The organism is Alteromonas salexigens, from assembly GCF_025628895.1.
GTDB lineage: Bacteria > Pseudomonadota > Gammaproteobacteria > Enterobacterales > Alteromonadaceae > Alteromonas > Alteromonas salexigens.
The window spans coordinates 489072-503268 of sequence record NZ_JAOTJC010000004.1; the positions used below are offsets into that span (position 1 = coordinate 489072).

At 53.5% G+C, this 14197-nt stretch carries 15 protein-coding genes; 9 read left to right on the top strand and 6 right to left on the bottom strand.

Features of this window, described 5'->3' with window-relative positions:
• Positions 1-21: 21 nt before the first annotated feature.
• Positions 22-675: an isoprenoid biosynthesis glyoxalase ElbB gene (gene elbB / locus OCL06_RS03345; protein WP_262992350.1), complete on the top strand. Its 654-nt coding sequence runs from the start codon at positions 22-24 to the stop codon at positions 673-675.
• A gap of 142 nt (positions 676-817) precedes the next feature.
• Entirely contained in the window at positions 818-2269 is a 1452-nt protein-coding gene (locus tag OCL06_RS03350) for a TrkH family potassium uptake protein (RefSeq protein WP_262992316.1), read from the top strand.
• Positions 2270-2325: 56 nt separating this feature from the next.
• Here OCL06_RS03350 and trkA read toward each other — a convergent pair whose 3' ends face one another.
• From trkA to def, 4 genes are read right to left on the bottom strand one after another with little or no spacing between them, the layout of a single operon-like run.
• Complete coding sequence (gene trkA / locus OCL06_RS03355; protein WP_262992317.1) at positions 2326-3705, bottom strand: Trk system potassium transporter TrkA; 1380 nt, start codon at positions 3703-3705, stop codon at positions 2326-2328.
• A 30-nt stretch (positions 3706-3735) separates the two neighbouring features.
• Positions 3736-5052 carry a 16S rRNA (cytosine(967)-C(5))-methyltransferase RsmB gene (rsmB, locus tag OCL06_RS03360; protein WP_262992318.1) on the bottom strand — a complete coding sequence of 439 codons (1317 nt, stop codon included), beginning with the start codon at positions 5050-5052 and terminating at the stop codon, positions 3736-3738.
• A 3-nt stretch (positions 5053-5055) separates the two neighbouring features.
• The gene (gene fmt / locus OCL06_RS03365; protein WP_262992319.1) at positions 5056-6000 is read right to left on the bottom strand and encodes a methionyl-tRNA formyltransferase; all 945 of its coding nucleotides are present in this window, start codon (positions 5998-6000) and stop codon (positions 5056-5058) included.
• A 9-nt stretch (positions 6001-6009) separates the two neighbouring features.
• Entirely contained in the window at positions 6010-6519 is a 510-nt protein-coding gene (def, locus tag OCL06_RS03370; protein ID WP_262992320.1) for a peptide deformylase, read from the bottom strand.
• Between the two features lie 213 nt (positions 6520-6732).
• Between def and OCL06_RS03375 the strand changes: the two genes are divergently transcribed.
• Genes OCL06_RS03375 through hemF form a run of 6 tightly spaced genes read left to right on the top strand, consistent with a single transcriptional unit; the run spans position 6733 to position 11541 of the window.
• Entirely contained in the window at positions 6733-7803 is a 1071-nt protein-coding gene (locus tag OCL06_RS03375; RefSeq protein ID WP_373318432.1) for a LysM peptidoglycan-binding domain-containing protein, read from the top strand.
• A gap of 31 nt (positions 7804-7834) precedes the next feature.
• Positions 7835-8962 carry a DNA-processing protein DprA gene (dprA, locus tag OCL06_RS03380; RefSeq protein ID WP_262992322.1) on the top strand — a complete coding sequence of 376 codons (1128 nt, stop codon included), beginning with the start codon at positions 7835-7837 and terminating at the stop codon, positions 8960-8962.
• A gap of 1 nt (position 8963) precedes the next feature.
• The gene (locus OCL06_RS03385) at positions 8964-9440 is read left to right on the top strand and encodes a DUF494 family protein (RefSeq protein ID WP_262992323.1); all 477 of its coding nucleotides are present in this window, start codon (positions 8964-8966) and stop codon (positions 9438-9440) included.
• 30 nt (positions 9441-9470) lie between these two features.
• Positions 9471-10019 (top strand): DNA topoisomerase family protein, encoded by a 549-nt coding sequence (locus tag OCL06_RS03390; protein WP_262992324.1) that lies wholly within the window; start codon positions 9471-9473, stop codon positions 10017-10019.
• An 11-nt stretch (positions 10020-10030) separates the two neighbouring features.
• The gene (gene tsaC / locus OCL06_RS03395; protein WP_262992325.1) at positions 10031-10603 is read left to right on the top strand and encodes an L-threonylcarbamoyladenylate synthase type 1 TsaC; all 573 of its coding nucleotides are present in this window, start codon (positions 10031-10033) and stop codon (positions 10601-10603) included.
• A 2-nt stretch (positions 10604-10605) separates the two neighbouring features.
• Positions 10606-11541, top strand: a complete 936-nt coding sequence (gene hemF, locus OCL06_RS03400; protein ID WP_262992326.1) for an oxygen-dependent coproporphyrinogen oxidase — start codon at positions 10606-10608, stop codon at positions 11539-11541.
• A gap of 31 nt (positions 11542-11572) precedes the next feature.
• Here hemF and OCL06_RS03405 read toward each other — a convergent pair whose 3' ends face one another.
• A complete protein-coding gene (locus tag OCL06_RS03405) occupies positions 11573-12016 on the bottom strand; it encodes a group II truncated hemoglobin (RefSeq protein ID WP_262992327.1) in 444 nt (147 codons plus the stop codon).
• Here OCL06_RS03405 and aroE point away from each other — a divergent pair.
• Positions 12015-12842: a shikimate dehydrogenase gene (aroE, locus tag OCL06_RS03410; RefSeq protein WP_262992328.1), complete on the top strand. Its 828-nt coding sequence runs from the start codon at positions 12015-12017 to the stop codon at positions 12840-12842. The genes OCL06_RS03405 and aroE overlap by 2 nt on opposite strands.
• A gap of 34 nt (positions 12843-12876) precedes the next feature.
• On the opposite strand, the gene OCL06_RS03415 is transcribed toward aroE, so the two are convergent.
• Complete coding sequence (locus tag OCL06_RS03415; RefSeq protein WP_262992329.1) at positions 12877-13410, bottom strand: gamma carbonic anhydrase family protein; 534 nt, start codon at positions 13408-13410, stop codon at positions 12877-12879.
• Positions 13411-14197 lie beyond the last annotated feature (787 nt).

The following is a 14197-nucleotide window of genomic DNA, read 5'->3' on the forward strand; positions in this document are numbered from 1 at the left end:
ACTAAGGTCTGGGAGGACATGATGAAGAATATCGCAGTGATTTTAAGCGGATGCGGCGTGTTCGACGGCGCGGAAATTCATGAGGCTGTGTTGACCCTGCTGGCTATCCGCCAGGCAGGTGCCAGTTACCAGTGCTTTGCTCCCGATAAATCACAGCTACACGTGGTTAATCATTTAACCGGTGACGTAGATGAAACGGCCAGCCGTAATGTGTTGACGGAGTCGGCTCGGATCGCGAGAGGGGACATTAAACCCGTGACGGAATGCGACGTGGACGAGTTTGATGCCATCATCTTACCTGGCGGTTTTGGTGCCGCGAAAAATCTGTGTACGTTTGCGGTAGACGGTGATCAGTCGCGACCCGATGCCGAGGTGCTGGCTGTGTGTAAAGCCTTTGCCGAAGCCCGTAAACCAGCTGGCTACGCATGCATTGCCCCGGCCCTTGCCGCCAGTGTCTATCCGCAGGGTGTGAAGCTGACCATAGGAAACGATGAGGCCACTGCCACTGGCATTAATGCCATGGGCGCTGAACATGTGAACTGTGATGTGGATGATGTGGTAATAGATAATGAACACAAGCTGGTGACCACTCCGGCTTATATGCTGGCGCAGGATATTCTTGAGGCTAACGCCGGTTTAACGAAAATGGTAAAAAGTGTGTTGGCTATGAAATAAATTGGGTGGGGTGCGCTGCGCAGGTTTTGCTTTCTGCGTGCGCACCGCATACTATTGCCCGCAGCATCCTCGCCATTAAGCACAGCGTCACTTGTTGCACTGGCCATGGCCAGAATTACTATAAGAAAAGGCAAACGGAAACATGCACTACCGTGCAATTGTACGAATTCTGGGACTGCTGGTCGCCCTGTTCAGCGTGACCATGATCCCACCCGCAATCGTGTCGTTAATTTATGCTGATGGCAGTGGCTTACCCTTTACACTGGCCTTTGTATTGTGTGTCGTGACCGGCACCGCCTTCTGGTACCCGAACCGCGACCACCGAAAAGACCTACGGGCCAAAGAGGGTTTCCTGATTGTGGTGCTGTTCTGGACGGTACTGGCCAGCTTCGGTGCCATCCCGTTTATGTTGCTGGAACAACCCAGCATGACCGTCACCGATGCGTTCTTTGAATCCTTTTCCGGGCTCACGACTACCGGTGCCACGGTAATTGAAGGTATAGAATTCCTGCCACATTCGGTGCAGTTTTATCGTCAGCAGCTGCAATGGCTGGGCGGCATGGGGATCATCGTACTGGCCGTGGCAATACTGCCCATTCTTGGCGTCGGGGGTATGCAGCTGTATCGCGCCGAAACGCCGGGGCCGGTGAAAGACTCTAAAATGACGCCACGGATAGCCGACACCGCCAAGCACCTCTGGTACATCTACCTATCGTTGACCACTGCCTGTACGGTTTCTTACTGGATAGCCGGAATGGACTGGTTCGATGCAATTTGCCATGCGTTCTCTACGGTTGCCATCGGCGGATTCTCCACCCATGACGCCAGCTTAGGCTACTTTAACAGCCCGGCGGTGAATGTGGTGTGCTCGGTGTTCCTGCTTATCGCCGCACTCAACTTCTCACTGCACTATACGGCAGCCTCGTCACGGTCACTGAAAGGCTACTTTCAGGATCCTGAATTCAAAGCCTTCTTTGTGATACAGGCCTCCCTGATAGTGGTGTGTTTTCTGGTGCTGACATTATCCGGTTACTACGGGAATGCTGAGCAAGCGCTGGACCAGGCCATGATCCAGTCAGTGTCGATCAGTACCACCGCTGGCTTCGCTACCACCGACTTTGCGTCCTGGCCCTCCTTTCTGCCCATTCTGCTGATATTTGCCAGCTTTATCGGTGGCTGTGCCGGCTCTACCGGGGGCGGCTTAAAGGTTATCCGGGTGTTCCTGTTGTTTCTGCAGGGCAAGCGTGAAATTGACCGGCTTATCCACCCCAAGGCAGTTTATTCGGTAAAACTGGGGGAGCGGGCCATGCCTGACCGCGTAGTTGAAGCGGTATGGGGGTTCTTCTCCGCGTACGCCATTGTGTTCGTGGTAATAATGATCGGGCTGATTGCCACAGGACTGGATAATCTCACCGCATTTACGGCAACGGCGGCGACCCTGAATAACCTAGGGCCTGGTCTGGGGAGTGTGGCAACAACCTATGCAGGGGTCACCGATGCCGGCAAATGGTTGCTGGTTACCGCCATGCTGTTCGGGCGACTGGAAGTGTTTTCGTTATTGGTACTGTTCTCGCCCACGTTCTGGCGGGGGTAACCGTCACAAGGTCGGTGCACCGCACCGGTAGTGGTGGTCAGGCGGGCTGATCCAGACTAGCCGAAGAAGAAAGCGCTGGGCTGGAAGAGTTTCTCTACATCACCGATATATTTCTTATTCACCAGGAACAGGATGACGTGGTCATTGGCTTCAATGGTGGTGTCGCTGTGGGCAATGATGACCTGTTCATCCCGCACAATGGCGCCGATGGTGGTGCCTGGCGGCAGTTTAATGTCGCCAATTTCTCTGCCTACCACTTTCGAGGTATTTTCGTCGCCGTGCGCGATAGCTTCTATAGCTTCCGCGGCACCACGGCGAAGTGAGTACACATTAACTATATCGCCCCGGCGTACGTGGGTAAGCAGAGCCGAGATGGTGGCCTGCTGAGGAGAGAACGCAATATCAATCTCGCCACCCTGAACCAAATCAACGTAGGCACTACGCTGGATAAGCACCATGGCCTTTTGGGCACCCATCCGTTTGGCCAGCATGGCCGACATAATGTTGGCCTCGTCGTCGTTGGTCACCGCAATAAAGGCATCTACCTGTTCCACACCTTCTTCACTGAGTAGTTCAGAATCAGAGGCATCGCCGCAGAAGACGATAGTTTTGTCGAGGTGGGCCGAGAGGTACTGAGCACGCTCATGACTGTATTCAATCAGCTTAACGTTATGCTTATGCTCAAGTCGTTTGGCCAGCCCCGCACCAATCAACCCGCCTCCGGCGATCATGATGCGCTTATAACTGGACTCTAACTTCTGCAGTTCACTCATGACGGCCCGGATATGCTTGGTCGCGGCAATAAAGAAGACTTCGTCGTCGGCCTCGATAACGGTGGTACCCAGCGGGCGGATAGGCCTGCCGCGCCGGTAAATGGCGGCAACCCGGGTTTCCACGTTAGGCATGTGTTCCTTCAAAGCCGACAGGGCGTGGCCCACCAGCAAACCACCATAATAGGCTTTTACCGCCACCAGGCTGGCTTTACCGTCGGCAAATTCTACCACCTGCAATGCACCGGGGTAGTCAATCAGCCGCTTGATGGCTTTAGTGACGAGTTGTTCCGGGGCTATGATGTGGTCCACCGGAATATCCTGCTGTTTATACAGTTGCTCCTGATAGATGATGTACTGTTCAGAACGCACCCGGGCAATTTTCGTGGGGGTTTTAAACAGGCTGTATGCAACCTGACAAGCCAGCATGTTGCTTTCATCACTGTTCGTCACAGCAATAAGCATATCGGCGTCTTCAGCGCCGGCTTTTCTTAACACGTCGGGATGGGAACCTACGCCGGTGACCACCTGCAGGTCGAGGCGGTCCTGCAATGTGCGCAAGGTAGTGGGATCAGAATCAATGACTGTGATTTCGTTCTTCTCACCCACCAGGTTTTCGGCAAGCGTGCCGCCAACTTGTCCTGCGCCGAGAATAATGATCTTCATTGATGCTGCTTATGCCTGTGCTGAGGGTTGCTAACCGGTAGACTTTATCAGCCTAGCATAATAGAAACCATCCATTTGTGCCTCACCGGGTAAGATCTGGCGTCCGGGCTGCGCGGGAGTCTCTGTGTCAGTCAGCGGCAGCAGACTGGCGTCAGGGGTGTTGGAAAGAAACCGGGCGATTTGATCGCGGTTTTCATCCGGCAACACCGAGCACGTCGCATATAGCAGGCAACCGCCGGGCTTTAGCATCTGCCACATATTATCCAGGATCTGTGCCTGCAGGGTGACCAGCGCTTCGATATCGGTGCGCTTACGTAACCAGCGGATATCGGGGTGGCGGCGGATCACGCCCGTGGCCGAGCAGGGCGCATCCAGCAAAATACGATCGAACGGCACGCCATCCCACCACGAGGTAGCGGACGCATCCGCACAGACTATCTCAGGTTGGTGCCCGAGCCGCTGCATATTTTCATGTACGCGATCCAGCCGGCCTTCGTCTGCATCCAGAGCGACACACTGGCTTAACTCCGGTGCCCGCTCCATAATGTGACCGGTTTTTCCTCCCGGTGCGGCGCAGCAGTCCAGAATGCGTTCACCCGCCTGCGGTGCCAGTAATAGCGCGGCCAGCTGGGCGGCGCCGTCCTGCACCGCAAACCAACCTTGCTCAAAACCGGGCAGGGTGGTGATATCGCAGCGCGTAGTCAGCACGATAGCGTCGGGGTGACTGGCAGGGCAGGTGTATTCAATATTGTGCTCATCCAGGGCACGGGCATATCGGTCGCGATCGGTCTTCAGACGATTTACCCGTAACCACACCGGTGCCGGCGTATTTGACTGGGTCAGTATCGATGCCAGCGCATCAGGGTAGGCGCGCTGTATCGCTTTATACAACCACTTGGGAAATCCACTGGCCACAATGGGGTCATCCACCGGCGCATCGGCCAGCCCCTGACGGGAAAAGTTACGTAATATCGCATTTACTAAGCCTTTCAGCCCCGCACCGCCCAGAAATGCTGCCGCGTTCACGGTTTCGGCGACGGCCGCATGGGCTGAAACCCGGGTAAAGGCCTGCTGGTATAGTCCCAGCATGATCAGATGTTCAATGGCCTTTTTCTGCCCTTTTAGCGGACGATGCAGTAACTGCCTGAGCCAGCGTTGTAACACCGGTAACTGACGCATGACACCCATGGTCATTTCGTGGATCCAGGCGTTGTCCTGGGCAGAATGGCGCCGCTGCACTTTGGCCAGCACGTCACGGGACGAACGGCCTTGCTCCAGGATTTGATAAATGGCCCAGGCGCAATCGGCGCGCAGATTTTTCTGGCGCGGTAAGGGAAGTGAAGTCATAGGTTAGTGGTCGGCGTCAAGCTGGGTGCCCACCGCAAACCAGTCGCGTCGGGCGTTAATCACATCGGCAGCCGGGAGCGCCTTTTTACCGGGAATTTGCAGCTGGGTCAGTAGCAGAGCGCCGTCACCGGTGGCGACCAGGATCCCGTGTTTATCAGCCTGTAAGATGGTGCCGGGAGTACCGTTGTCAGAGGTGACTGCGGCCTGCCAGAGTTTAATATTGTTACCATTGGCAACGGTCCAGGCTACCGGCCAGGGGTTAAACGCGCGGATATTTCGCTCCAGCTGGGCGGCTGGCAGTGTCCAGTCTACCCGGGCTTCGTCTTTTGACAGCTTTTTGGCATGCGTCGCCTGACTGTTATCCTGAGGGTGGGGCGGGTAGTCGGTAATATTATCCAGTACCTTAACCAGCGCGCGGGGTCCGAGCTCGGCCAGCTTATGATACAGCGAGGCACTGGTGTCTTCTGGCGTAATGGGCAGCCGGGCAATATGTAAAATATCGCCGGTATCCAGACCTTCATCCATTTGCATGATGGTGACACCCGTTTCTTCGTCACCGGCCCACACCGCGCGCTGAATGGGCGCGGCACCCCGCCATTTCGGCAAAATAGAGCCGTGCACATTAATACAGCCTAACCGGGGTGAGTTAAGAACCGGCGCTGGCAGTAATAAGCCATACGCCACCACGACCATTAAGTCGGCCTCTAACGCGGCAAGCTGAGCCTGGGCATCTGCATCTTTAAGGGAAGGGGGCTGAAATACCGGCAGGTCGTGTTGCTGGGCAAGCACCTTTACCTGACTTGGCGTAAGCTTCTTGCCACGCCCGGCCGGACGATCGGGCTGGGTATAAACGCCCACCACGTCATGCACTGAATCCAACAATGCCGCCAGATGCTCAGCCGCGAACTCCGGCGTACCGGCAAAAATAATTTTTAAAGGCCTGGTCACACTTATTCCTTAGGCGCGTGCTGCAAGCCGGGCTTCTTTTTCCAGTTTCTTGCGGATCCGCTGACGTTTGAGGGGAGACAGGTAATCGACAAACAACTTGCCTTTGAGATGGTCAAGTTCGTGCTGAATGCACACTGCCAGCAAGCCTTCGGCGTCCAGCTCAAATTCCTGACCTTCGGCATCCAGTGCTTTAACGGTGACTTTTTCAGCCCGTTCCACTTTGGCGTAATTGCCCGGTACTGACAAACAGCCTTCTTCACTGATGGTGGCACCTTCGCGAGCGGTGATCTCCGGATTGATGAATACCCGGGGCTCGTCCTGCTCTTCAGACACATCCATGACCACCACCTGAACGTGGCGATCTACCTGCGTTGCAGCCAGGCCTATGCCATTCTCTGCTTTCATGGTTTCGAACATGTCCGATACCAGGGTCCTGATTTCGTCGTTAACATCGTCAACCGGTGCGGCGACGGTGCGCAGCCGCTCATCAGGGAAACTTAATACGTCTAATATTGCCATCTGTCGTTTGCTATACCTTTCACTTGTATAAATAATTATACGATCTAACTGCCAGCACTATTTACTGCACGTTCTGACATACTATTCTAACGCATTAGGGACGTGAGGTGCAGTTTTTTCCGCCAGCGCTGAATTATGGCGGTATAGTGTCGATATAGTGTCTATGCACATAAAATCAACAGCTGACGGCATAGCGTCGTAATGAAGATAAAGGTGAGAAGGTTGAACAAAATCACTGTAAAAACACTGGTTGCGCTGCTGTGTTTGCTGCCATCGGTACTGGGCTATGCCGTCACGCTTAAAGACGATGCCCCGAAGACCTATACCGTCAAAAAGCACGACACCCTATGGGACATTGCTAACCTGTTTCTGGATAAACCCTGGCTGTGGCCGGAGTTATGGCGTAACAACACCCAAATAGTCAATCCCCATCTAATTTATCCGGGCGACGTCTTGCGAATTCGCATGGTAGACGGTAAGCCGGTAATGGAAGTTGTGCGGGATAAAAAGCGACTGACCCTGTCACCTTCACTGATGAAAGAAACCAAACCCTCGCCTATCGGTATGTTGCCCTGGTCGGCCATCGCCGTGTATGTAAACCAGAATGAAATCATGGCTGAGGATAGCTACAACACGCTGCCATATTTGCTGGGTAACCATTCTGCCGACCTGCGCTTTGTTAATGATGATCTGGTGCTGAGTCGCCGTTACGGCCGGCCTAACGATCAGTATCGTGTGGTACGTAAGCAGTCTACTATCACCAACGAAGAGGGCGAGCTGCTCGGTATTCAAATTCATCACGTGGCGGATGCCAGCATGGTGGAAACCTCGGCGGCTGACCAGTGGCTGGTAAAAGTGGACGAGTCTAACTTCGAGGCCCGGCGTGGTGACCGTCTGTACGCCGGTGAATTTACCGGTGGGCAGGATATGGTTTTACAACCTGCCGCCGGTCAGCGTGGTGTGGTGGTTGGGAATCTTCATCAGCACGACCTGCTGGGCAAACACGACGTGGTTATTGTTGATTTGGGTAGCGCAGAGGTGACACCCGGTACGGTAATGGGCATTTATGCCCAGGGGCCGGATATTATCGACGGTGAAGAGCCCAGATATGCCAACGAGAGCAACGTGGTGCGCAGCGTATTTAACGACGGCAGTACCGTTGAGCAGCCCGCTCTGAAAATTGGTGAACTTGTTGTTTTCAAAACATTCGATAAAGCGAGCTACGGCATTATTACGCGCTCAGACGGTCTGGTAAAAGACGGCAATATCGTCGCCCGACCCTGACAAAAGGTGCCGTACCCGCATGAGGTACGGCATGACCCTGACATCTTCCCCTGAAATCGTCGCGCGTAACTGGTTAACGCTAAGTGTATGCCCGGGCACCAAGCCAGCCGACTGGCTTGCCTTGCTCGACCAGACCGGTCTTACTCCAGACAAGTTAGTGGCCACCCCTGAGCCTGCGCTATCTGAAGCGTGGCCTGCTTATCAAAACTTATTCACACTGCTTACCGCGTCAGACAATGTGCACGTTCATAGCGCACTTGAGTGGGCGGCAGCTGATCCTTGCCATTATCTGGTCGGTTATTCTGACCCCCGTTATCCGGCGTTACTTAAACACCTTCGCCATCCTCCATTATTACTTTATTGCATGGGTAATCTGGCCTGTCTGGGCAGGCCGCAGCTGGCGGTGGTCGGTAGCCGGCGCGCCACTATAGCAGGCAAAGCGAACGCCACCGCGATGGCTGCGGACCTCAGTCAGCGTGGCATAACTGTTGTCAGCGGGTTGGCCACAGGCGTTGATAAAGCGGCCCATGAAGGTGCGTTGCGGGGAGAAGGGTCCACTATCGCCGTCATTGGCACCGGCCCCGACCAGACGTATCCCCGCCAGCATGTCAGTTTGCAGCAGGCTATTCTGGACGGCGGCGGGTGTCTGGTCAGCGAATACCCGCCCGGTACGCCACCGCGGCCCTATCACTTCCCGCGCAGGAACCGGCTGATTGCCGCTATGTCACTGGGTACACTGGTGGTGGAGGCAAAAATAAGAAGCGGCACCTTGATAACGGCAAATTTGGCCGCAAATATGGGCAAGGATGTATTTGCGATACCGGGTAATATCCAAAACCCGCAGACCGAAGGTTGCCATTGGTTAATTCAGCAGGGCGCTAAGCTGGTGACCGGTATTGATGACATACTTGACGAGTTACCTGCGGTGGCTGCAGAGACAGGCTTAGCAGGTGACACAGACCCACAAAAAAGTGAAGTGAATAGCTTGGCAACCGATAAATTATTAGCTAGTGTGGACTTAGACGTCACACCTGTAGACGTTATAGCCGAACGCAACACCTTGCCAGTGTCAGCAGTAATGGCAGCATTACTAGAATACGAGTTGCGTGGTTTGGTGGCCGCCGTCCCCGGTGGCTACGTTAAATTGAGGGGGAAATAACATGTTCGACATCCTCATGTACCTGTTTGAGAATTTTATTCATAGTGAAACCGAGATCCGGGTTGATCAGGACGAGTTGACTGATGAACTGGTGCGCGCGGGTTTCCACCATGATGAAATTTACAAGGCGCTGGCATGGCTTGAAAAGCTTGCGGCCCTGCAGGAAACCGATATAAAGCCTTATTTCTGCAAAGGCATAAACTCCAGCCTGAGCCGTATCTATACCCATCAGGAGCAAATGCGTCTGGATGTGGACTGTCGCGGATTTTTACTGTTTCTGGAACAGGTCGGGGTATTGGATGCTTCGACCCGGGAAATGGTGATCGACCGGGTTATGGAAATTGACTCCAAAGAGTTCTGTCTTGAAGATCTCAAGTGGGTAGTACTGATGGTACTGTTTAATGTTCCCGGTAAAGAAAATGCCTATGCACAAATGGAAGATTTGTTATTTGACGAGTCTGACGGTGTGCTGCATTAATATTGCCCCTGTAGTGTCGGTGGTCCCGGCATGACCAAAATAGACCAATCTTTATTCAGTGCCCAGGAGCATGCGTTAGAACACGCCCTGGGTGACTGTCCCGACTGTGGTAAACCCCTGCAAATCCGCAACAGTAAATCCGGCCCGTTCGTCGGGTGTTCCGGTTACCCTGACTGTGATTTCAGTAAGCCCCTTTACGACACGCAAACCACCACACTGAAAGTAATGGAAGGTACCGAGTGTCCTTTATGCCAGTCGCCGATGGCACTGAAAAAAGGCCGTTACGGTATGTTCATTGGCTGTGCGAATTATCCTGACTGTCAGCATATCGCGCCCATGAAAGAGCAGGATGACACCCATATTCAGTGTCCGAAATGCCAGCAAGGGCAATTGGTGGAACGCACCAATAAATACGGCAAGCAGTTTTTTTCGTGCAGCGATTATCCGGCCTGCCGATATGTGCTAAATTCGTCGCCAGTCAATGAGACGTGTCCTGAGTGCGGGTGGGGAGTGCTGATCGCCAAAAAAGGTCAGAAGCAATGCCCGCAACCAGCCTGTGGATACAAAGCGAGTAAGTAGAGTTACTACCTATGCAAGAACAAGTACCTTCCCAGTCAGCGCAGGATCCCGCACTGACTGCTTTTAGCAATGGTCAGCTACTGGTTTATCCCACTGAAGCGGTGATGGGGATAGGCTGTGACCCGGATAACGAAGCTGCCGTGGCGCAGCTACTGGCCCTTAAACAGCGCCCGGTAGAGAAAGGCGTCATTTTGGTCGCCGCAACTTACTCACAGTTATTGCCGTATGTCGATGATGAGGCAATTGGTCAGGATCGTCGCACAGAAATTTTTTCGAGCTGGCCGGGCCATATCACCTGGATCTTACCGAAAGCGAAAACCACCCCCGCCTGGATAACAGGTGCGCACGATACGCTGGCGGTGCGGGTCTCAGCGCACCCGGTAGTGTGCGAGCTATGTCATAAGTTTGGCAAACCGCTGGTGTCTACCAGTGCCAATCTATCCGGTCAGCCCCCGGCTATGTCTGTGGCGGCGGCGCGCAGTGTATTCGGTGACAGCGTGTACTATGTGGAAGGCGCATTAGGTGGCCGTAACAAACCCAGTGTTATCCGTGACGGGCGCACGGGTGCAGTAATCCGGGAGTAATAATGACCACGCACAACAATGAACAATTTACGTTGGACACCGACGTGGTGATAGAGCAGGTGAAAAAGTACCTGTTGTCCCTCCAGGATAATATTTGCCAGACCTTAGAACTGGCCGACGGGAAAGGACAATTCCAGGAAGATGCCTGGGAGCGGGAAGCCGGCGGCGGTGGTCGTTCCCGGGTATTAAAAAACGGCGCGGTAATTGAGCAGGGCGGAGTAAACTTTTCGCACGTGTTCGGCGACGCCATGCCAGCCTCTGCCACGGCGTCGCGGCCGGAGTTGGCAGGGCGTAGCTTTCAGGCTATGGGGGTGTCATTGGTGATTCATCCCCACAACCCGTATGTACCCACGTCTCATGCAAACGTACGTTTTTTTATCGCTGAAAAGCCGGGAGAGAAATCTATCTGGTGGTTTGGCGGTGGATTTGATCTCACGCCTTTCTATCCCTTTAAGGAAGATGTGAAGCACTGGCATGACGTCGCGAAAAAGGTATGTGCGCCTTACGGTGACGACATGTATCCAAAATATAAGCACTGGTGTGACGAATACTTCTATCTGAAACACCGTAACGAAACCCGTGGGGTAGGCGGCCTGTTCTTTGATGACTTAAATGAACTGGGTTTTGAAGAGAGCTTCGGGTTTATGCAGGCGGTTGGCAATGGCTTTTTGGATGGTTACATTCCTATCGTAGAGCGCCGCAAGCACACCCCGTTTGGCGACCGGGAGCGTGATTTCCAGTTATACCGACGCGGCCGCTACGTGGAATTTAATCTGGTATATGACCGTGGCACCTTGTTCGGACTGCAAACCGGCGGACGCACCGAGTCGATACTGATGTCTATGCCGCCCCTGGCGCGGTGGGAATATAATTACACACCAACTCCGGGCAGTGCCGAAGCGACACTGAGTGACTGGCTACGACCCCATAACTGGTAGTTGTAATAAACGCATTGGTCTGCGAGTAGCTTCAGTCGCTAGCTTGCGGACCAGGCTCAGCCTGATTCACCATATGTTCGGCCAGCGCATCCAACGCTGACAACAGCCGTTCCGCCAGGGCAACATCAGCCACGGTTTCATGCATTGCTTTGCGCATACAATACATCCACTGCACCTTTAAAGCCGGGGTAATCGTGTAAGGAAGATGGCGCGCCCGTAACCGGGGGTGGCCACGCTGGGTCTCATAGTCCCGGGGGCCGCCCAGCCACATGCTCAGGTACAGAAAAAACACATGACGGATATTATCCAGTGGCTGCGGATGCAGGGCATAGAGCTCGGCTACCACCGGGTCTGAACTCATGATATCGTAAAACCGGTTCGCTAACGCTCGCACGGCGGGCTCTCCCCCGATGGCTTCATAAGGGGATATCGTCGCTGCGGCAGATTTTCGTTTAAATAAGTTCAGTAGCCCCATGAAAAAATTCGCCGTATTTGGTAATCCGATAGCGCAGAGTTTATCACCTTCTATTCATCAGATGTTCGCAGAACAATGCGGTGAATTAATCACGTATTCTAAAATCCTTGCCTCAGAGGAAGGGTTTGCCGAAGCCGTCCACACCTTCTTCAGCGACCCCGACGCGATGGGCTGTAATGTTACCATGCCTTTTAAACAGCAGGCGTATGCGCTGGCGAAGGTTGACGATCAGGCAGCGCAAGACGCCAAAGTGGTTAACACCCTTATGCGTAATCACGACGGCACACTAAGTGGCTTTAATACCGATGGGATAGGACTGGTCAACGACTTACTCAATCATGGAGTGACGTTAACCGGAGCCCGGGTGCTGTTGATTGGCGCGGGCGGGGCAGCCCGGGGCGTGATATCACCGTTACTGCAAGCAGGGGTCGGCGCGCTTTGTATCACCAACCGCACCGTTGCCAAGGCAGAGCGCGTAGCCGAAGAAACCGGTAGCGGGCAGGTGTCCGTTATCGCGCCGGAATCTTGCGCGGAGTTTAAACCCACAGTGATTATCAACTCGACTGCCGCGAGTCTGTCGGGCGGATTACCGCTAGCCATGACCTCTGAACTGCTGGCGTCATGTCATACCACCTATGACATGGTATACACCGCTACGACTACGCCTTTCAACGAGGCCGCGGAGAAAGGGGGCGTACCGACAACGCTGGATGGGCTGGGCATGCTGGTGGAGCAGGCGGCCGCAGCCTTTGCTATCTGGACAGGTAAACAGCCAGCTACCAAGGCGGTACTGACTGCGCTGCGGAAGCAGATAACGGGGGCGTAACCCCGCGACGCTGTTTCCCGATACTATTATGTAACTAGCCCTCTGCCAGGTAATCGTTCTTCAGTTCGACATAGTTTACGGCGGACTGTTTCAAAAACGCTATCTCACTGTCTTTAAGCGGTCTTTTCTTTTGCATAGGATTGCCGACATAAAGAAAGCCACTTTCCAGCCGTTTATTGGGTGGTACTAACGTACCGGCACCGATGAAAACATCATCTTCAATAACCACGCCATCCATGATGATGGCGCCCATGCCCACCAGGATCCGATTGCCCAGCACACAACCATGCAACATGCAGTGATGACCAATAGTGACATCCTCGCCAATAATAAGCGGGTAGCCATCAGGGAGTTGGCTCGATCGTCGGGTAACATGCAAGACCGTGCCGTCCTGCACATTGGTGCGTGCGCCAATCTGGATTCTGTTTACATCACCACGGGCAGCGACCAGTGGCCAGATACTGGCATCATCACCTAGCGTGACGTCGCCGGCGACCACCGCCGATGGATCTATATAGGTATTTGCACCGCGTTTGGGGGCGTTACCTTTATATGTACGAATACTCATGTGAAACCTTCCGCTCTAATCTATTTATAAGTACAGGTTAAAACAAAACTGAGGTGAGTAACATTAACAGCTGCCCGACGTGTTATATAGGCAGCGTCGGCAAAGTAACGTCATAGGGACGTTTCCTGAACTCTCTGACTTTCAAGCTGGTGGAGTAACAAAGGAGGAGGTTACAACGCGATTTGTACTGGTAGAAACAGAGTGTAGCTTCCAGCAGATGACTTGTTAGTTCCCACAATAAACGGAAACAGAGTGGTGAAACGCTGATAAATTACACGTTATGCGGGAATATTCGGCAATCAAACAGCTTTTTACATGTTTTTTCAAATAACGGTTGACGCTGCGGCGAAAATCTCTAAAATGCGCCTCCACTTCGACGGGAAAGCAACAACGCCAACCGAACAAGTGAGTCACTACTAACCGCAAGGCTTAATAGTGGCGAGGGTTTAAAAGAAACGCTTCGAGAAATAACTTTCAAAAAAGTGTTGACAACAAACCCGGGTAGCGTAGAATGCGCCACCTCGCTTCAGCAAGCTGCAATGCAACGAGTTGAAGTTAGTTTTTACTGAAACGCCTGAGAAAATAAACTTTCGAAAAGTGTTGACAGCAAAAACGAAACGCGTAGAATGCGCGTCCCGCTTCAGGGGAAACACTGAAGCAACCGGCAAGTCACAATGGTGGCAAGCCCGCTACGAGCCAAGGCTGGTAGCAAAAATGTTCTTTAACAATTTATAACAAGACAATCTGTGTGGGCACTCGTTAAGAGTGTCAACAACGACGATTCATA